This window comes from Amycolatopsis sp. NPDC102389 (assembly GCF_044765885.1).
Taxonomy (GTDB): Bacteria; Actinomycetota; Actinomycetes; order Mycobacteriales; family Pseudonocardiaceae; genus Amycolatopsis.
Window position 1 is genome coordinate 1 of sequence record NZ_JBIWKX010000070.1, and the last position, 18263, is coordinate 18263.

The 18263-nt window shown below is 69.6% G+C and carries 14 protein-coding genes; 9 read left to right on the top strand and 5 right to left on the bottom strand.

What is annotated here, in order from left to right; genetic code table 11:
• Positions 1 to 169 precede the first annotated feature (169 nt).
• Genes ACIRGA_RS35685 through ACIRGA_RS35695 form a run of 3 tightly spaced genes read left to right on the top strand, consistent with a single transcriptional unit; the run spans position 170 to position 3105 of the window.
• Entirely contained in the window at positions 170 to 1399 is a 1230-nt protein-coding gene (locus ACIRGA_RS35685; protein ID WP_400949954.1) for a sensor histidine kinase, read from the top strand.
• Positions 1396 to 2049: a response regulator gene (locus ACIRGA_RS35690; protein WP_400949957.1), complete on the top strand. Its 654-nt coding sequence runs from the start codon at positions 1396 to 1398 to the stop codon at positions 2047 to 2049. The genes ACIRGA_RS35685 and ACIRGA_RS35690 overlap by 4 nt, the downstream gene beginning before the upstream one ends.
• Positions 2050 to 2067: 18 nt before the next feature.
• Positions 2068 to 3105: a serine hydrolase gene (locus tag ACIRGA_RS35695; protein WP_400949960.1), complete on the top strand. Its 1038-nt coding sequence runs from the start codon at positions 2068 to 2070 to the stop codon at positions 3103 to 3105.
• A 3-nt stretch (positions 3106 to 3108) separates the two neighbouring features.
• Here the strand turns inward: ACIRGA_RS35695 and cysC are convergent, their stop codons facing one another.
• Both cysC and cysD read right to left on the bottom strand, forming a co-directional pair.
• Positions 3109 to 4935, bottom strand: coding sequence for an adenylyl-sulfate kinase (cysC, locus tag ACIRGA_RS35700; protein WP_400949962.1), 1827 nt, complete (start codon positions 4933 to 4935; stop codon positions 3109 to 3111).
• Positions 4935 to 5843, bottom strand: a complete 909-nt coding sequence (gene cysD, locus ACIRGA_RS35705) for a sulfate adenylyltransferase subunit CysD (RefSeq protein ID WP_400949966.1) — start codon at positions 5841 to 5843, stop codon at positions 4935 to 4937. The genes cysC and cysD overlap by 1 nt, the downstream gene beginning before the upstream one ends.
• A gap of 77 nt (positions 5844 to 5920) precedes the next feature.
• Between cysD and ACIRGA_RS35710 the strand changes: the two genes are divergently transcribed.
• Entirely contained in the window at positions 5921 to 6388 is a 468-nt protein-coding gene (locus ACIRGA_RS35710) for a nuclear transport factor 2 family protein (protein ID WP_400949968.1), read from the top strand.
• Positions 6389 to 6448: 60 nt separating this feature from the next.
• Here the strand turns inward: ACIRGA_RS35710 and ACIRGA_RS35715 are convergent, their stop codons facing one another.
• The gene (locus tag ACIRGA_RS35715) at positions 6449 to 7327 is read right to left on the bottom strand and encodes a helix-turn-helix domain-containing protein (RefSeq protein WP_400949970.1); all 879 of its coding nucleotides are present in this window, start codon (positions 7325 to 7327) and stop codon (positions 6449 to 6451) included.
• Positions 7328 to 7414: 87 nt separating this feature from the next.
• Here ACIRGA_RS35715 and ACIRGA_RS35720 point away from each other — a divergent pair, with 87 nt between their 5' ends.
• Genes ACIRGA_RS35720 through ACIRGA_RS35730 form a run of 3 tightly spaced genes read left to right on the top strand, consistent with a single transcriptional unit; the run spans position 7415 to position 10534 of the window.
• Positions 7415 to 8584 (top strand): hypothetical protein, encoded by a 1170-nt coding sequence (locus tag ACIRGA_RS35720; RefSeq protein ID WP_400949972.1) that lies wholly within the window; start codon positions 7415 to 7417, stop codon positions 8582 to 8584.
• A complete protein-coding gene (locus ACIRGA_RS35725; RefSeq protein WP_400949973.1) occupies positions 8581 to 9363 on the top strand; it encodes an SDR family oxidoreductase in 783 nt (260 codons plus the stop codon). The genes ACIRGA_RS35720 and ACIRGA_RS35725 overlap by 4 nt, the downstream gene beginning before the upstream one ends.
• A gap of 10 nt (positions 9364 to 9373) precedes the next feature.
• Positions 9374 to 10534 carry a sulfotransferase family protein gene (locus ACIRGA_RS35730; protein ID WP_400949978.1) on the top strand — a complete coding sequence of 387 codons (1161 nt, stop codon included), beginning with the start codon at positions 9374 to 9376 and terminating at the stop codon, positions 10532 to 10534.
• On the opposite strand, the gene ACIRGA_RS35735 is transcribed toward ACIRGA_RS35730, so the two are convergent.
• Both ACIRGA_RS35735 and ACIRGA_RS35740 read right to left on the bottom strand, forming a co-directional pair.
• Positions 10531 to 12213, bottom strand: coding sequence for a GGDEF domain-containing protein (locus ACIRGA_RS35735; protein WP_400949981.1), 1683 nt, complete (start codon positions 12211 to 12213; stop codon positions 10531 to 10533). The two genes, ACIRGA_RS35730 and ACIRGA_RS35735, sit on opposite strands and share 4 nt — an antisense overlap.
• 72 nt (positions 12214 to 12285) lie before the next feature.
• Positions 12286 to 13413, bottom strand: a complete 1128-nt coding sequence (locus ACIRGA_RS35740; RefSeq protein WP_400949984.1) for a lycopene cyclase family protein — start codon at positions 13411 to 13413, stop codon at positions 12286 to 12288.
• Positions 13414 to 13456: 43 nt separating this feature from the next.
• Between ACIRGA_RS35740 and ACIRGA_RS35745 the strand changes: the two genes are divergently transcribed.
• Positions 13457 to 15019 (top strand): deoxyguanosinetriphosphate triphosphohydrolase family protein, encoded by a 1563-nt coding sequence (locus tag ACIRGA_RS35745; protein WP_400949987.1) that lies wholly within the window; start codon positions 13457 to 13459, stop codon positions 15017 to 15019.
• 213 nt (positions 15020 to 15232) lie between these two features.
• Positions 15233 to 18103, top strand: a complete 2871-nt coding sequence (locus ACIRGA_RS35750; RefSeq protein WP_400950029.1) for a S8 family serine peptidase — start codon at positions 15233 to 15235, stop codon at positions 18101 to 18103.
• The last annotated feature ends 160 nt before the right edge of the window (positions 18104 to 18263 follow it).

Sequence of the window (18263 nt, forward strand, 5' to 3'; positions counted from 1 at the left end):
GGCCGGTCAGTGTCCGTGAGGTCCTGAAACATCAACTGTCCGACATGTCCTGAACTCAGACATCGGGTTAGAACCCGAAACGCCACTCACGACCACCTCGCGGGGACGCTCACCGGTGGCGATACCGCAGAGGGATCCGCGCGAAGCCGGCACACGCTAGAAAGACCCCATGCGATTTTTCGGCCCGCTCGTCGACCGGGCGACCTACCGGCGGTGGGTCTATTTCATCCTCGGCGGCGCGCTGAGCGTGCCGTACATCCTCTTCGCCGCCATCATGGTGCCGTCGTTGCTCCCGCTCGTCGTGACGATGGGGCGCGGGGTCGTCATCGGGATGGGCGCCGTCGTGCTGGTGATGATCGCTTCGTCGTTCCTCCCCGCCGTCCGGGTGCTGGAGGGCGCGGCCGTACGGGAACTCCTGGACGATCCGGTGCCCGGCGTGACGTTCGGGCCCGCGGCGAGCTGGCCGGTCCGGCTGCGGTCGTCCGCGATGTTCCTGCTGCACGTGAGCACCGGCTGTGTCGTCAGCCTGGTGAGCCTCTTCGTCCCGGTGGCGTTCGGGTTCACGATCGCGGCGCCGTTCACCGGCCGGATCGCACTGACCACCGAGGCCCCGATCGAGGTGCCGAAGGGCTGGGCGAGCGCGTGGATCCCGCTGGCGTTCCTGCTCGGCGTCGTCGTGCTGGCCTACGTCGTGTGGGGAGCGGGCGCGGTGCTGACCCGGTGCGCCGAGAGCCTGCTGGGGATCTCGGCCGCGGAACGGATCGCCCAGCTGGAGAAGCGCACCGAACAACTCGCCGAACGCAACCGGCTCGCGCGAGAACTGCACGACTCGGTCGGGCACGCGCTGAGTGTCGTGACCATTCAGGCCGGGGCCGCGCGCCGCACCCTGCGCTCCGATCCGGAGTTCACCGAACAGGCGCTCACCGCCATCGAGGACTCGGCCCGCGCCGCGTTGGACGATCTCGACCACGTGCTCGGGCTGCTGCGTGACGAGGCGTCGTCCCGGGCACCGCAATCGGGGCTGGCGGAGCTGCCCGCGCTGGTCGAGGCGACGCGGCTGGCGGGCGCCGAGGTGACGGCGGAGGTGCGGGGTGAACCGTCCTCGGTGCCGCCGGTCGTCTCCCGCGAGGCGTATCGGATCTTGCAGGAATGCCTGACGAACGCGTTGCGGCACGCCGGTAAGGTGCCGGTGGCGGTCCTCGTCGACGCCGAACCGGAGCTGTTGCGGGTGCGGGTGTCCAACCCGCTCGGCGCCGCGGCGCCGTCGCGGGACGGGGGCGGCCGGGGGCTGAGGGGAATGACGGAGCGGGTGGAAGTGCTCGGCGGCACGATCACCGCGGGCCGCGCGGACGGAGTCTGGAAGGTCGAGGTGGCGGTGCCATGGGGGAAACGGCGATGAGCATCGGGGTGCTGCTGGTCGACGACGAACAGCTCATCCGGGCGGGGCTGCGCGCGATCGTCGCCTCCGAACCCGACCTGGAGGTCGTGGGTGAGGCGTCCGACGGCGCCGAAGTTCCGGGTCTGGTCTCGCGGTTCCGGCCCGACGTCGTACTGATGGACGTCCGGATGCCCTCGGTCGACGGGATCCGCGCGACCGCCCATTTCATGTCCACTATGGACAATCCGCCGAAGGTGATCGTGGTGACCACCTTCGAGAACGACGACTACGTCTACGACGCCTTGCTCGCCGGGGCGAGCGGCTTCCTGCTGAAGCGGGCCCGGCCCGAGGAGATCGTCGCGGCGATCCGGACCGTGGCGGCGGGGGAGTCGCTGCTGTTCCCGGCCGCGATCCGGCGGCTGGCCGCGCAGCAGGCGAGCAGGGGGCCCCTGGACGGCCTGGCCGGCGCCGGGCTCACCGAACGCGAAAGCGAGGTGCTGCGGCTGATGGCGGGCGGACTGTCCAATGTGGAGATCGCGGGCGAGCTGTACCTCGGCGTCCAGACGGTCAAGACGCATGTCGGGAACGTGCTCGCGAAACTCGGCGCGCGGGACCGGACGCAAGCGGTGATCAAGGCCTACGACACCGGATTCGTCACACCGGCGGGCTGAACGCGATAGGGTTCCGACGTGGATACCAACGTCAATCGTCGTCGCCTGCTGGGGCTGGGCACGGTCGCCGCCGCGGGTGCGGTGCTCGGGACGGCGCAGGTCGCTCAGGCCGCCGAAGAGTCCGAATCAGACACTCCCGCCGCCGACGCTTCGGCCGCCGCGCGCCGGATTTCCCAGGTCTACAGCCGTGAAACCGCGAAGGCGGGCGGCACCTGGTCGTCCTACGTCAGCGTCGCGGACTCCGCCGGAAACCTGGTTCCCGCCGTCTCCGAGCGGGCCGATGAGGTGGTCGAGGCGTACAGCGTCAACAAGATCGCCGTCGCCACCGCCGTGCTCGACAAGATCGACCGCGGGCTGCTCACCTTGGACCAGCGTGTCGACGTCACGGCCGACATCGTCATCAAGGACACCGACGGCATCTTCGCCCTCGACGGCGCGTACCCGAGCTCAGTGACCCTCGGGCACGCGATGGCGGCGCTGCTGACGCTGTCCGACAACACCGCCGTCCGCCTGTGCGGGCTGGTCTGCCCCGCCGCGGAGGTCAACGAGATCCTGCGCGGCAAGGGATTCGTGCACACCCAGGTGGTCCCGGTGGCGAATCCGAACCGCTTCTTCCTCGGCAAGACGACACCGGCCGAAACGCATACGCTGCTGCGGAAACTGGTCGGCGGGACGCTGCTTTCGGCGAAGTCCACCGAGTACCTGCTGAACATCCTGCGTTCGCTGAGCGCGTTCACCGACGGGGTGCGGCTCGACCTGACGTCGGCCGAGCGGCTGCGGGTGGCCACGAAGGCGGGCTGGTTCAACGACGGCCGCAACGAGGCCGGCGTGATGTTCAGCGCGGACGGCAAGCCGATCCTGACCTATTCGCTGTTCGCCTCCGGTGCGTTCGCCGGCGATCCGGCGGTCACCAAGGACGATTACGCCGCGACGCATCCGGCGTTGCGGGCGCGGGCGAAGCTGGGCAAGACGATGTTCCGTTCGGTCGAGAAGCTGACGGCCGCCACCGCCCGCACCTACGCGGCCGCTCCGTACCGGGCGACCAACGGCGGCTGATCGTCACTCGAGGGCGGCGAGGATCAGCGCGGCCATCGCGGCGGGATCCCCGTTTTCCGGGCGCAGCACCAGATCCGGGCTCTCCGGTTGCTCGTAGGGAGCGTCCACCCCGGTGAACCCGCTGATCTCGCCCGCCCGTGCCTTCGCGTACATCCCCTTGGGGTCGCGGTCTTCGCAGACTTCGAGCGGGGTGTCGACGAAGATCTCGAGGAACGGCAGCCCGGCCGACTCGTGCGCGGCGCGGGCGAGTTCGCGGTCGGCCCGGTACGGGCTGATCAGGGAGACCACCGACACCACACCGGCGTCGGCGAACAGCTTCGCGACTTCGGCGACGCGGCGGACGTTCTCGGCGCGATCGGCGGGGCTGAAGCCGAGGTTCCCGTTCAGCCCGTGCCGGAGGTTGTCGCCGTCCAGCAGATACGCGGGCCTGCCCGACGCCACCAGCCGCCGCTCCAGTTCCACCGCCACACTCGACTTCCCGGACGCGGAAAGCCCGGTGAGCCAGACGGTGAGCCCGCGCGTGGCGCGTTCCGCCCTGGTGACCGCGGCGGTGTGCCAGACGACGTTCGACGCCGTGACGCTCGGCCCGGTGATCATCCCGGCCGCGACCGTCGCCCCGGAATGTTCGTCGACGAGGAGGAAACCTCCGGTGGAGCGGTTGCGGCGGTAGGAATCGAACAGCAGTGGCTGCCGGGCGCGCAGCCGGATCCGGCCGATTTCGTTGAGCGACAACGACTCCGCAGTCTCGTCGCGGTGCAGGGTGGTGACGTCGAGCCGGTAGTCCAGGTCGCGGATCTCGGCCTTGGTCTCCCGGGTGGTGTGCCGCACGAGGAAGTTGTTCCCTGCTTTCAAAGCTCCTTGTTCGGAGAACCAGCACACCATCGCGTCGACGTCCCGGCTCGTGTGGGGACGGTTGCCGGGGCGACAGATCAGGTCACCGCGGCCCAGGTCGAGGTCGTCCTCGAGTTCGATCGTGACCGCTTGCGAAGCGAAGGCCTCGGTGACCGTGGTGCCGCCCGGGCCCCAGATCGCGCGCACCGTGGTGGTGAAGCCGGACGGCAGGACGGCGACCTCGTCACCGGGTTTGAACACCCCGCCCGCGACGGTGCCCGCGTAGCCGCGGAAGTCGCGGCTGTGCTCCCGGATCACGTACTGCACAGGGAATCGCGCGTCGATGAGGTTGCGATCCGAGGCCACATGTACCTGTTCGAGGTGGTGCAGCAGGGAAGTCCCTTCGTACCAAGGCATACTGGCACCCCGGTGCACGACGTTGTCACCGTGCAGCGCCGACATCGGCACGAAGGTGAGGTCGTGCACCTGGAGCTTCATGGCGAAGCGGCGGAACTCCTCGCGGATCTCTTCGAAACGTTCCTGAGACCAGCCGACCAAGTCCATCTTGTTGACGCACAGCACCAGATGCGGAATGCCCAGCAGGCTGGCCAGGAACGCGTGCCGCCGAGACTGTTCAAGGACGCCTTTGCGGGCGTCGATCAGGATCAGCGCGAGATCCGCGGTGGACGCGCCGGTGACCATGTTCCGGGTGTACTGCACGTGTCCCGGCGTGTCGGCGATGATGAACTTCCGCCGGGGCGTGGCGAAATAGCGATGGGCGACGTCGATCGTGATGCCTTGTTCGCGTTCGGCACGGAGACCGTCGGTCAGCAGCGCGAGGTTCGGGTACGCCTCGCCGCGGTCGCGACTGGTGCGTTCGATGGCTTCGAGCTGGTCGGTGAACACCGTCTTCGAATCGAACAGCAGACGGCCGATCAGGGTCGACTTCCCGTCGTCGACACTGCCCGCGGTCGCGAGGCGGACCAGCGAAGCGCTCATCAGAAGTAGCCTTCCTTCTTCCGGTCTTCCATGCCCGCCTCGGAAATCCGGTCGTCGGCGCGGGTGGCGCCGCGTTCGGTGAGCCTGCTGACCGCCACCTCGGCGACCACTTCACTCGGCGACGTCGCCGTCGACTCGACGCAACCGGTGCACGTCGCGTCGCCGACGGTGCGGAAGCGAACCGTTGCCTTGTAAGGACTTTCGCCTTCGTTCAAGCTGAGGAAGCGGGTGTGCGCGAGAAGCATGCCGTCCCGCTGGACGACCGGACGCCGGTGCGAGTAGTAGATCGACGGCAAGTCGACGTTCTCCGCTTCGATGTACTGCCAGATGTCGAGCTCGGTCCAGTTCGACAGCGGGAAGACGCGGATGTGCTCGCCCTTGCGGTGCCTGCCGTTGTACAGATCCCACAGCTCCGGCCGCTGATTGCGCGGATCCCATTGGCCGAATTCGTCGCGGAAGCTGAACACCCGTTCCTTCGCGCGGGCTTTCTCTTCGTCGCGCCGGGCGCCGCCGAAGACCGCGTCGAAGGAATGCTCGCGGATGCCCCGCAGCAGGGCGGCGGTCTGGAGACGGTTGCGGCCCGCCTTCGGATCTTCGACCACCCGGCCCGCGTCGATGTCGTCCTGGACGCTGGAGACGACGAGCCTGAGTCCGTAGGTGTCGACCGTGCGGTCCCGGAATTCGATGACCTCGTCGAAGTTGTGCCCGGTGTCGACGTGCATCACCGGAAAAGGCGGTGGCGACGGCCAGAACGCCTTGGCCGCCACGTGGAGCATCACCATCGAGTCCTTGCCGCCGGAGAACAGCAGCACGGGCCGTTCGAAGGTCGCCGCGACCTCACGGAAGATGTGCACGGCTTCGGCTTCGAGTGCTTCGAGATGGGTGAGCTCGTAGGCCGGGGACGCCATCGTGACCTCCGTCGTTCGAGACCAGAAAAGTAGAACAAGTTCTTGTGCTTGGTCAAGGGGAGGAGGACGCTGTCGGCATGGACCTGGTCGCGCTCGAAGAGATCCGACGCCTCAAAGCCCGCTACCTCCGCTGCCTCGACCTCAAGCTGTGGGACGAGATGGCCGGGACCCTGACCGCCGACGCGCACGCGCGGTACGGCACGCCGTCGTACGGCAAACCGCTGACCTTCGAAGGCCGCGAAGCGATCGTCGAGTTCTTTCGGAACGCCGTTGGGCCGGGCATCACCACGGTGCACTTCGCCGGGCAGCCGGAGATCGACGTCGACGGCGACATCGCGACGGGAACCTGGCTGATGCGGGACAAGGTGATCGTGCCCGAGCACCGGGTGGTGATCGAAGGCGCGGCGTACTACGAGGACACCTACCGGCGGGTGGACGGCGTGTGGCTGACCGCCTCGACCCAGTACGACCGGCTGTACGAAACGATGATGTCGATGGACGACGTGCCGAGCCTGAAGCTCACCGCGAACCGGTGGTCCTCCTGACTTCCCGCGTTCAGTCCTCTGAATGCGGTCCTTGCGCGGGCAACTACCGCATTCAGAGGACTAAACGCGAGGGTGGCGGCCGCCGGATTCGGCGGTGACGGCGTCGGCGGCGGCGACCAGCGCAGCGCCCCGTCGCGCGATCTCGGCGCCGGTGATCGGCTCGCCGACCGACAGTGTGAGCACCAGCTCCTGCCGTCCCGAAGCGTCGAACGTCGGGGCGGCCAGCAGGCTCACCGCGTGCTTGCGGCGCGGTTCCAGATCGGCGCCGAGGTAGACGCGTTCGCCGAGGCTCGAGACGAGTTCGCCCACCAGGCCCCGCACTTCCGGCGGCAGTTCCTCCGCGCCGACGCCCGCCATCAGCGCGTAGAGCCGCCGCCCCGCGGAAGTCAGGCTCTCCACCAGATAGCCGTGCTCCCGGCATTCGGCGACGACGCGGCGAAGGTGCGCTTCGTCCAGCCGCACCGGCACCGCCGGGGGTTTGGCGAGCCACGCGTCGAACGCGGCGTCGGAATCCCACAGCACGTACATCAGGCCGACCGGCGGCGCGAACGGATACGTCTCGCCGAGTTTGACCCGGCCGGGCCCGGCGCTCTGCAGCATCAAGATCCGGTCGCCGACCACTGCCGACGCCGTGCACGTGGCGCCGTAGCGCCTGCTCAGGTCCTCCAGGTGCCGTCGCGCGACCTCGCTCGCGCCGAAGCCGTCGCTCGCGACCCGGCCGGCGGCGACCATCGCGGGGCCCAGCCGGTAGGTGACGGGCTGGGGGTCTCGGACCAGGTAGCCGCCCGCCGTCAGCTCGGTCACGATGCCGAGGCAGGTCGGTTTCGCCAGGTCGAGCTCGCGGGCGAGCTCGGAAAGACCGAAGCGACGGCCGGGGTGAGCGGCGAAGAAGTCGAGCAGCTTCACGACCCGCTCGGTGGGCGGGGAGCGTCGGACCATTGACCCATCCTTAGAACGCGTTCTAGTCTGACTGTGCGAAGAACGTACCAAGTCGGTACGTATTTGTACCAGTATGAGGAGTCGCCGGTGCTCACTCAACCGTTCGCGGACGCGATCGTCGAAGCCGAGAAGGTCATCGCGGAGGCGCCGCACATCCGCACCGAACAGGATCTGGTCGAGGGGTACGACTACCTCGCCGGCAGCATCCGCGCGTCCCTGCAGATGGCGTGGGCCTACGAACGCGACTACCCGTTCTTCACCCAGTCCACCGGGCCATACACGAAGATGGGCCTGGACAACCCGGACACGTTGTACTTCAACGCGAACATCCGTGAGGACCGCGAGTACGTCGTCACCGGGACGCGGGGGAGCACGGCCGACGTCAGTTTCCAGGTCCTCAACGGCGACTACTCGCCCGTCGAGGTGCCGGACAGCCTCGCCGCCTTCGACGACCGTGAGATCGAGATCGCCGAAGACGGCTCGTTCGAACTCCGCTTCGGCCCGGCGAAACCCGACCCCGGCCCCAACTATTTCGTCCTCGGCCCGGGTTCGTCGATGCTCGTGGTGCGCGAGGTCTACAGCGACTGGGCCACCGAACGCCGCGGCACGATCCAGATCCAGTGCGCCGACACCGCGGGCGGCGCACCCGCGCCACTCACGCGCGACGGGCTGGCCAAGCGTTATGGCGTCACCGGCAAGATCCTGCTGAGCAGGCTGCGCACCTTCCTCGCCTTCCCGAAGTGGTTCTACCTGAACCTGCCGGTGAACACGATGACCGAGCCGCGCCCCACACCGGGCGGACTGACCACGCAGTACTCGTCGGCCGGGCACTACGAACTCGGCGACGAAGAGGTCATGATCGTGACGGTGCCGCGTTCGGACGCGCCGTATCAGGGCATCCAGCTCGGCAGCGTCTGGTACCTCTCACTCGACTACATCAACCATCAGACGAGCCTCACCGCGGACCAGGCACGGGTCGACCCGGACGGCAAGATCCGCTTCGTGATCAGCGAACGCGACCCGGGCCTGGCGAACTGGCTCGAACGCACCGGGCACGATCGCGGGTACGTGCAGATCCGCTGGCAGCGCTTGTCCCGCGCGCTGGACAAGGCCGACGGCCCCGAGGTCGAGGTGGTGAAGTTCGGCGAACTCGCCGACCGGCTGCCGTTCCACGACGAGGCGCGCGTGACCCCGGAGGAATGGGCGGACCGGATCTCGGCCCGTCAGAAGGCTGTCGCGGCGAGGATGCTGGGATGACGGATCTCTTGCGGGACAAGGTGGTCGTGATCTCCGGGGTCGGCCCGGGGCTCGGCCGGTCCATCGCCACCCGCTGTGCCGCGGCGGGCGCCGACGTCGTCCTGGCCGCCCGCACCGAATCCCGGCTCGCCGAGGTCGCCAAGGAGGTCGACGCGCTCGGCTGCCGGGCCGTCAGTGTCCCCACCGACATCACCGACGACGCTTCGGCCGCGAACCTCACCGAGGCCGCCCTGACGGCGTTCGGCCGGGTGGACGCCTTGGTGAACAACGCTTTCGCCATCCCGCCGATCATGGATCTCGCCGACGTCGACCTGGCCGACGTGCGGGCGGGTTTCGAGACCAACGTGCTCGCCGCCCTGCGGCTCACGCGCCTGTTCACGCCTTCGCTCGCCGAGAGCGGCGGTTCGGTCGTGATGATCAATTCGGCCGTGCTGCGGCATTCCCGGCGGACTTTCGGCGCGTACAAGATGGCGAAAGCGAGCCTGCTCGCCCTCGCGCAGAGCCTCGCCTCGGAACTCGGGCCGCGCGGGATCCGGGTCAATTCCGTGGCACCCGGCTATATCTGGGCAGATTCGCTGAAGTGGTATTTCGCCTATCTGGCCAAGGAACGCGGTGTGCCGCCGGAGCAGGTGTACGCCGAGACGGCGGAGACGATCGACCTGCGCCGCCTTCCGGAGCCGGACGAGATCGCCGACACCGTCGTGTTCCTGGCCTCGTCGCTCGCCCGGTGCGTCACCGGTCAGTGTCTCGACGTCAACGCCGGCGAATATCACCACTGAGAGGGAGAACATGCTGCCAGGGCGGGAAAACGTCGGCACGGTGGAAGATCTGCACGCGTCGGCGGCGAGGCTCACCGGGCTGGACGACTTCGGCAGCGAAGACCATCTCGAAGGTCTCCGCGTGCTGCTGGATTCGTATGCCGGCGAGGCGGGTTTGACCCCGTACGGCAACAAGATCCATCGCGCGTTCCTGCGTGGTGCCCTGGTGGCGAGGTCGTTGAGCGAGGCCTCATGGAAGCAGAATCCTGAATATGCCGACGTTCCCGTCGAGCGCCCCATCTTCGTCACCGGCCTGCCGCGCACCGGGACCACGGCGCTGCACCGGCTGCTCACCGAGGATCCGGCGCACCAGGGGCTGGAGGTCTGGCTGACCGAGGTGCCGCAACCGCGGCCGCCGCGCGAGACGTGGGCGGAAAACCCGGTCTTCCAAGGGATCCAGGCGGGTTACGAGAAGCACCACGTCGAGCATCCCGAGTTCATGGGCCTGCACCACATGTCCGCCGGCCAGGTCGAGGAATGCTGGCAGCTCCTGCGGCAGTCGCTGAAATCGGTGTCTTACGAATGCCTCGCGCACGTGCCGTCGTACTCGCGCTGGCTGGACGGGCAGAACTGGACCGATGCCTATCGCAGGCATCGGCGCAATCTGCAGCTCATCGGCCTGCCCGACGCCGGGCGCCGCTGGGTGCTCAAGAACCCTAGCCATCTCTTCGCGCTCGACGCGCTGCTGGAGGTGTATCCCGACGCGCTGATCGTCCAGACCCATCGCGCGCCGAGCACGATCGTCGCGTCGGTGTGCAGCCTGAACGAACAGGCTTCGGAGGGCTGGTCCGACGTCTTCCGCGGTGACGTGATCGGCCGTAGTCAGCTGGATCTTTGGGCACGGGGCGCGGAAAAGTCACTGGAGGCAAGAAAACGGCACGATCCGGCGCGGTTCTGCGATGTCCGGTACGAGGATTTCGTCGCCGATCCGATCGGCACGGTCGAGGGCGTCTACCGGCATTTCGGGCTTCCGCTCAGCGATGCCGCCCGGGACGCGATGACCGTCGTGCACGCCGAAAGCCGTTCCGGTGAAAGGAAACCCGTGCACCGATACGACCTCGCGGACTTCGGGCTCACCGTCGGCGAGGTCGACGAACGCTTCTCGGCCTACCGCGCCGCCTACGACCTCTAGAAGCCCGCCACGCGCTGGGAAGGCAGGCCGCGGGTCGTGATCCCGCGCAGCACCTCGACGCGGTCCGAACCCGGCCGCCCGAGCACCCAGCTCGACCCCGGGACCTCCTTGGCCTGCTTCTTCAGTGGTGCCAGGAGCCGGGAAGCGTCCTTGTAGGACCCGATGGCGCCGTTCCCGCACACCAGGGTCGCCAGCGAAACCGTCACCGGCATCCCGTCGGCCGACCACGGCGTGTCCAGCAGCGCGGTGGCGACCGTGCCGATCTCGTCGACGTCGCAGGCGATCAGGAAGTCGTCCCCGCCCACGTGGCTGACCCGCATCCGGCGCAGCCGGGCCTCCAGATCGGTGAGCGTCCGGCCGAGCGTGCGGATCAGATCGTCGCCCGCGGCGAACCCGGCGGTGTCGTTGACCGTCTTGAACGAGTCGACGTCCAGCCAGGCCGCGACGAACGGCTCCCGGGCGTTGATCCGGCGGTCGACGTCCCTCGCCACCGCGTCGCTGCCGGGCAGGCGGGTCAGCGGGCTCAGCGAGACCGCCTCCTCGACCTTCGCCTCCGCGACCCCGCGGACGACCTCGTTCACCAGCACCACGCCGACGCACCGGCCGCGGTCGTCGACCACGACGACGTCGTCGCCGGTCCGGCTCCAGTCCGCATCGGTGACCAGTTCGAGGAATTCGAGCGCGCTCGCGTCGGCGTGGATCGTGTGCGGCCGGTCGGCGAGGCGGGACGCCGGCCGTTTGGCGTGCAGGGCGTGGCCGTACAACCCGGTGACCGCGACCAGGAACCGGGTCCGGTCGATCGACCACTGTGGACGGTGCCGGTCGTCGACGCCGACGATGCCGCTCGGCCCGTCGGAGGCGGCCAGAACCTCGCGTACGTCGTCACAGGTCGCGGCCTCCGGAAGCGTCGTCGCGGGCCGGAGGAAGTCGCCGACGCGACGGGCGCGGGCGGTGCCGGGGATGAACGGTCCGGGCGCGTCCGGCGCGGGCAGCGGCGCGTGGTCGCCGTCCGGCGGGGCGAGCAGGTTGCCCTGGGCGATCCGCACCCCGAGCCGCCGGGCGGACTCCAGCTGCTCCGTGGTCTCGAGCCCGGTCGCGACCAGGCGGTTGTCGGTGCGCGAAGCGAAGTGCAGGACCGCCTCGACCACCGCGACGGCGGCCGGGTCGTGCGGCAGGCCCCGCAGCACGCTGCGGTCCAGTTTCACCAGGTCAACGGGCGCCGAAGCGAGCAGCGTCAGCGGAAGGTCGCCGCGGCCGAGGCCGTCGAGCGCGAGCCGGAACCCGAGCTCGGTGAGCCGCCGCATCCCGGTCAGCAGCAGGTCGGCGGGGATCTGCGTGAACGGCGGCCCGATCTCCAGCACCACGTCCCTGGTCCGGCGGCCCGCCACGTTGAGCGCGTCGGTCAGCGGGTCGAACTGTGACGGCGGCGCCGCCACCGTCCGCGCGGACAGGTTCAGGTGCAGGGGGAGGGCGGCCTGCGGCTCACGCAGCTGCCGGACGGCTTCGGCGGCCAGCCCGACGTCGACCTCGGCCAGCCTGCCGTTGCGCCGGGCGTCGGCGAGCAGCTCGTGGGCGGTGCCGCGGCCCGGCCGTGCCAGTGCTTCGAACGCGACGACGCCGCCGGTGTGCAGGCTGTACAACGGCTGGTAGGCGAAGCGGACAGCGATCTGCAACGTCACAAGCGCATATTCGCCGGTGGCGGCGCGAAACAAAACACGTGTCAACTGATGTTCATCGCGAAGGCACCTGGGTTACCTAGAACGGCGTAACGCACGCCACCCGATCAGGTGTTTTCTTACTTTCCATGGTGACAATCGGAAAAGTGCCGACATCGCTTCGACGGTACCTGAAACATCTTCGCGACCGCTGGTGAAAGCGCGCTGGAGTTCGCTGGGCAACGTGAAGAACAGATCGAAGAACACCGGGACCAGTTCGGGCGGCATGCCGCACAACGCGCGCAATCCATGCCGTCGCAATCCGTGCACGGTGCGTGCCGAAGACGGCCAGAGTGCCCGGTGAGCGGCCGACGCCACCGCGGCGGGACCTTGATCCCACGCCAAGGCGACCGCGTCGGCGACCGGCTCCGCGAGCCGCACCGACGTCGCGACGCTGTACCCGGTCGCCGGATGCACCAGAGCGGCGGCGGCTCCGAACGGCACCGTCCGGCCATGTCGGGGCACCGGCTGGTCGAGCACGATCCGCACGCGTTCCTCGCGCCCGTGTGACGTCAGCCCGACGGCCCGGAGCCGGGCACGCAGCCGCGCCGCGAGGACGTCCGCCGGCAGGCCGGGTTTGCGGGCCAGTGAGGTCTCCTCGACCAGGACGGTGCCGTCGCCGAGCGGCAGGACGTACAGGAACCCGGACTCGGTCCCCCGCCAGTCCATGAACACGGCGGTGTCCGGGCCGTCGGCCAGCCGCAGCGCGTCTTCGGCGGGGAGGACGACGCCGAACGCCGTCTGTTCGTACCGGTTCCCTCGCGGCCGGACGCCGGAAGCGTCCACGTACAGACCTGTCGCGAGGACCCGGCCGTCGTCGAGGCGCACCGACGAGCCCTGGCCGCCGTGGTCCACACCGGACACGGTCCCGGCGACGACGTCGTAGCCGCCGTCCAGCCACGTGCGCAGGCCGGCGTTGTCCAGGACCAGATATCGCCGATCGAGGACGTGCGGCAAGGTCCCGAAGGCCACTGTGGTCGAAGGCGCGCACGCGACGGCGCTCTCCGGCAGCGCGGGCAGTTCGTCGGCGAACAAGCCGTAGGTCGCCGGCCAGGGTCTGCCCGGAGCGGGGTCGATCAGGGTCGTTTCCAGGCCACGCCGGGCGCAGGCACGCGCGAGCGCCCGTCCGGCCGGGCCGCCGCCCGCGATCACCACGTCCGCCACCTGGGCAGTGTCTCGCAAAGCCCCGACGGATACGGTGTGACGCATGGAACAGACGGACCCGAGGGCGTGGCGGCGCGATCCGGAGAGCGCGAACGCCGGGTTCAGCGATCTCGCCACGAGCCCGTTCCGGATCGACAGGGACCGCATCGCGGCGTCGCCGTTCTTCGCCCGGCTCGGCGGGGTGACCCAGGTGGTCAGCGCCGGGGGCGCCGGGCTGCTGCACAACCGGCTCACCCACAGCCTCAAGGTCGCGCAGGTCGCCCGCGCGATCGCCGAGCGGATCAATTCCGCCAGCGATTCGGCCGAACTCGCCGCGAAACTGGGCGGCTGCGACCCGGACGTCGCCGAGGCCGCCTCACTCGCGCACGATCTGGGACATCCGCCGTTCGGGCACCTCGGCGAGCAGACCCTGGACCGCATCGCCCGGCACCGGTTCGGCCTCGCCGACGGTTTCGAAGGCAACGCGCAGTCGTTCCGGATCATCACCACCACCGACGTGCGCGGCCCGTCCGCCTCCGGGCTGGACCTCACCACGGCGGTGCGCGCCGCAGTGCTGAAGTACCCGTGGGCGCGGTTGCACGTGCCCGATCCGCATCCGACGTCGATGGACGTCCAGCCACGCGGTGCGGCCGAACCGGCCGACGCCCCGGGCACCGGCGCGAGCAAATTCTCCGCCTACAGCACCGAACTCGACGACTTCACCCAGGCGCGGGCCCCGTTCGCCGGCCGGATCGAACCCTGGCAGCAGACCGTCGAAGCGTCCGTGATGGACACCGCCGACGACATCGCCTACGCCATCCACGATCTCCAGGACTTCCACCGGATCGGCGTCCTGCAGCACGCCCCGGTCGCCGCCGAGTTCACCGGCTGGGTCGACCACGCGACGGACCTGGCCGGGCTGGACGACGCGACGTTGACCGCCGAACGGCGGCTGCCCGGTCGTTCGCTGGAACGGCTGCGCCGCCGGATGCACGCCAAGGACGGGTGGATCGTCGACGACGACGCCTTCACCAGCGCCGTCGTCCGGGTGCGCGCCGAACTCGTCGACGACTTGCTCGCCACCGGGTTCGACGGTTCCATCGAGGCCGAACAGGCCACCGCGGCCTTCTCGTCGAAATGGACCGCGCGGCTCGTCGACGGCGTCCAGGTGGTGGCATCGCCCTCGACCCGGTCAGGGCATCTCACGCTGCGGCCCGCGCAGTGGCACGAGGTGCAGGTGCTGAAATTCGTGCACCGGCGGTTCGTCCTGCTGCGTCCGGAACTCGCGCTGCACCAACGCGGACAGGCCAGCCTGGTGACCACTTTGGTCGACGCGCTCGACGCGTGGCTGCTCGACCGCGACGAGTTCTACCGCCTCCCGCGACGGTTGCACGATCTGGTGGAGCTGGCGCAGGCCGAGTTCTCCGCGCTGGCGCGGACGTCGCCCGAACTGCTCATCGGAGCGACCGGGGAACCGGTCACCGGCGCGGACGCCGTGCGCGGGCTGGCGCGAGGCCGGGCGGTGGTCGACTTCGTGGCGTCGCTGACGGACAAACAAGCGGTGACCCTTTTGGACGGCCTGTCCGGCCGCGCTTCGCAGCCCTGGTCGGACTCGTTCGTCCTGTGACGACGCGATTACCCTGAACGGCCCACGACCTGCGGCCGAATCCGGAAATTCTCCATCCGACGTCACCCGAACGGCTCCTGCCGCCGGTGCACGCCCGGTACTTAGCTTGATCGAGCCGGTGATCGCCGGCGTCGGTCAGCGTGAGTCGGGGCACGCGCCTAGGAATCGGAGGCGCACGTGCGTCCAACCCGTTCTAGTAGGAGAAGAAGAACGATCCTGACCGCGGGCACCGCAGCGCTGGTCACCGCGCTGGGGCTGGTGAGCCCACCCGTCGCGGCGGCGGAAAGCGGATCCCCGGACGCGTTCTCGGAGAACACCGTCCGGCAGATCGAGGCACTGCAGTCGATCAAGAAGGGCCAGAACACCGGCGAGTCCAAAGTGGACAGCCGCCTGCTCGTCGAACAGAAACTCCGCGCACAGCGGATGTCGGCTTCCGCGGTTCCCGCACTGGGGTCTGGGGCGAAGGTCTCCGCGGACGGCACCGTACTCGTGGACATCCGGGGCCAGGTCTCGGAAGAACTCCTCAAGGGACTGCGTGAATCCGGTGCGGGGATCCGCGCGGTCTCGGAGCGATACGGCAGCGTCCGCGCCGAGGTACCGCTGAACGCGGTCCCGGCGATCGCGGCTCGCGCCGACGTCAAGAAGGTCGAGACCGCCAACGAGGCGTTCACCGCCCGCCAGCTCGCCGAGCCCGCCACCGCGGGCAATCGGGAGAGCAAGGAAGAGAAGGCCGCCCGGATCGCGGACGAGCTGAAGAAGGCCGTCGACGCCAAGGGACAGGCCGGCATCGCCGCCGGGCCGGTCAACAGCGAAGGCGACCGCGCGCACAACGCCGACACCGCACGCCAGCAGTTCGGCGTCACCGGGGTGGGCACCAAGATCTGCGCGCTGTCCGACGGTGTCGACTCGCTCGCGACCTCGCAGGCGCGCGGCGAACTCCCGGCGGGCGTCGACGTGATCCCCGGCCAGGAAGGCGACGGCGACGAGGGCACCGCGATGCTCGAGATCATCCACGATCTCGCGCCGAACGCGTCGCTCGGTTTCGCCAGCGCGTTCAACTCCGACGCCAGTTTCGCCGACAACATCCGCAAGCTGCGCTTCGACGCGCACTGCGACGTCATCGTCGACGACGTCCTGTACTTCAAGGAATCGCCGTTCCAGGACTGGATCATCGCCCAGGCCGTGAACGACGTGACCGCGAACGGCGCGCTGTACTTCTCCTCGGCCGGTAACGAGGGCAACGTCGCCGACGGCACTTCGGGTCACTGGGAAGGCGACTTCGTCGACTCCGGCAAGGGCGTCGGCAAATTCGCCGGTACCGCGCACAACTTCGCCGGTGCCGCGGGCAACCAGATCTTCCAGCCGATCTCGAACTCGTCCGGCGCCGTGCCGGTCACGTTGTTCTGGTCGGACCCGCTGGGCCACTCGAACAACGACTACGACCTGTACCTGCTGAACGCGGCGGGCAACGTCGTCGACTTCAGCCAGGACGTCCAGACCGGCACCCAGGACGCCTACGAACGGGTGGACACCACGGGCGCGGCCGGGCTGCGGCTGGCCATCGTCAAGTTCTCCGGTGAGGGCCGCTACCTTTCGCTGTCCGCGCTGCGCGGCCGGTTCACCGATTCGGCGGACGGTCTCAAGGCCTACACCAAACCCGGCGTGACCGTGGGCCACTCGGCCGCGCGGGACGCGTTCAGCGTCGCGGCGGCCCCGGCCGCCAAGGCGTTCCCCCGTGCCCTCGAACCGGGCGACCCGGCCAACCCGGCGGGCCCGTTCCCGGCGGCGTTCGGCGCGACCTCGAAGGTCGAACGGTTCACTTCGGACGGTCCGCGGCGGATGTTCTATCAGGCCGACGGCACGCCGATCACCCCGGGCAACGTGTCCGGGACCGGTGGTGAGGTCCGCGCCAAGCCGGACATCACCGCGGCCGACGGCGTCTCCACCAGCGTCACCGGCTTCACCACCTTCTACGGCACGTCGGCCGCTGCGCCGCATGCCGCCGCGATCGCGGGCCTGGTGCTCTCGGGCAACCCGGGGCTGCCCCCGGCCGACGTGCGCGAGGCGCTGATCAACACCGCCGTCGACATCCTGACCCCCGGCCGCGACGCCTCCAGCGGCGCGGGCGTCATCCTCGCCGACAAGGTGCTCGCCTACACCGGCGCCAGCCCGCAGCCGCTCGCGTCCGCGGGACAGCCGACGGTCACCCCGGCCGACGGCGGCTCCGCGCTCGAGCCGGGCGACACCGCCAAGGTGACCCTGCCGGTGACCAACCGCGGCGACGGCACCGCGACGTCCACCAGCGTCGTGCTCTCCAGCCCGACCCCTGGTGTCACGGTGGCGCCGCGGTCGAAGTCGTACGGCACGATCAGCCCCGGGCAGACCGGCGTGAACGACTTCACCATCACCGTCCCCGCCACGCAGGAACTCGGGGTGCCGGTGGTGCTGAACGCGCGCGTGACCTTCGCGGGTTCGTACTCGCCGACCACGTCCACGTTCTCGCTGCCGGTCGGCACCCCGTCGCCGGTGACGCGGAACTTCGCCTACGCCGGTGACGCGGTGGCGATTCCGGACAGCGATCCGACCGGCGTGACCGTGCCGATCGCGGTGAGCGGGGTCGGGCGCGCGTCGAAGCTGACGTTCTCGGTGGACGGCGCGACCTGCAACACCGACCAGACCTCGGCGACCGTGGGCATCAACCACTCGTACGTCGGTGACCTGGTCGGCACGCTGACGGCGCCTTCGGGCGCGAAGGCGACCGTGTTCCAGCGCAACGGCGGCTCGGGCAACAACCTGTGCCAGGTCGTCTTCGCCGACAACGCGACCGCCGCGTTCAGCTCGGTGAGCGCGGCGAACGCGCCGTTCACCGGCACCTACCGGCCGGCGCAGGCGATCGGCGGCCTGACCACCGGCACGGCGGCCGACGGCACCTGGAAGTTCACCGCGGTCGACGTCGCCGGTGGCGACACCGGGTCGATCCGCTCGATCTCCTTGCACATCAACGGTTTCGTGCAGCCCGGACTGGCTGAGCGGCCGGCGGGCGTCGGGAAGTCGGTGGGGCGGGGGCCGGTGAAGCCGGTCTAGTCCTTCACACGAACCGGAGGACGTCGGTACAGGGGGTGGGGGGGGGGGGGGGGGGGGGGGCCGGGGCCCCGCCCCCCCCCCCCCCCCCCCCCCCCCCCCCCCCCCCCCCCGCGGAAAACCGGTCATCCGAGCATCAAACAGGCATTCGGGCACCAGCAAC

Bases quoted from the DNA above. Each gene is read 5' to 3' on its own strand.
- ACIRGA_RS35690 (WP_400949957.1), top strand. From the start codon at position 1,396: ATGAGCATCGGGGTGCTGCTGGTCGACGACGAACAGCTCATCCGGGCG.
- ACIRGA_RS35715 (WP_400949970.1), bottom strand. From the start codon at position 7,327: ATGGTCCGACGCTCCCCGCCCACCGAGCGGGTCGTGAAGCTGCTCGAC.
- ACIRGA_RS35710 (WP_400949968.1), top strand. From the start codon at position 5,921: ATGGACCTGGTCGCGCTCGAAGAGATCCGACGCCTCAAAGCCCGCTAC.
- ACIRGA_RS35725 (WP_400949973.1), top strand. From the start codon at position 8,581: ATGACGGATCTCTTGCGGGACAAGGTGGTCGTGATCTCCGGGGTCGGC.
- cysD (WP_400949966.1), bottom strand. From the start codon at position 5,843: ATGGCGTCCCCGGCCTACGAGCTCACCCATCTCGAAGCACTCGAAGCC.
- cysC (WP_400949962.1), bottom strand. From the start codon at position 4,935: ATGAGCGCTTCGCTGGTCCGCCTCGCGACCGCGGGCAGTGTCGACGAC.
- ACIRGA_RS35730 (WP_400949978.1), top strand. From the start codon at position 9,374: ATGCTGCCAGGGCGGGAAAACGTCGGCACGGTGGAAGATCTGCACGCG.
- ACIRGA_RS35685 (WP_400949954.1), top strand. From the start codon at position 170: ATGCGATTTTTCGGCCCGCTCGTCGACCGGGCGACCTACCGGCGGTGG.
- ACIRGA_RS35745 (WP_400949987.1), top strand. From the start codon at position 13,457: ATGGAACAGACGGACCCGAGGGCGTGGCGGCGCGATCCGGAGAGCGCG.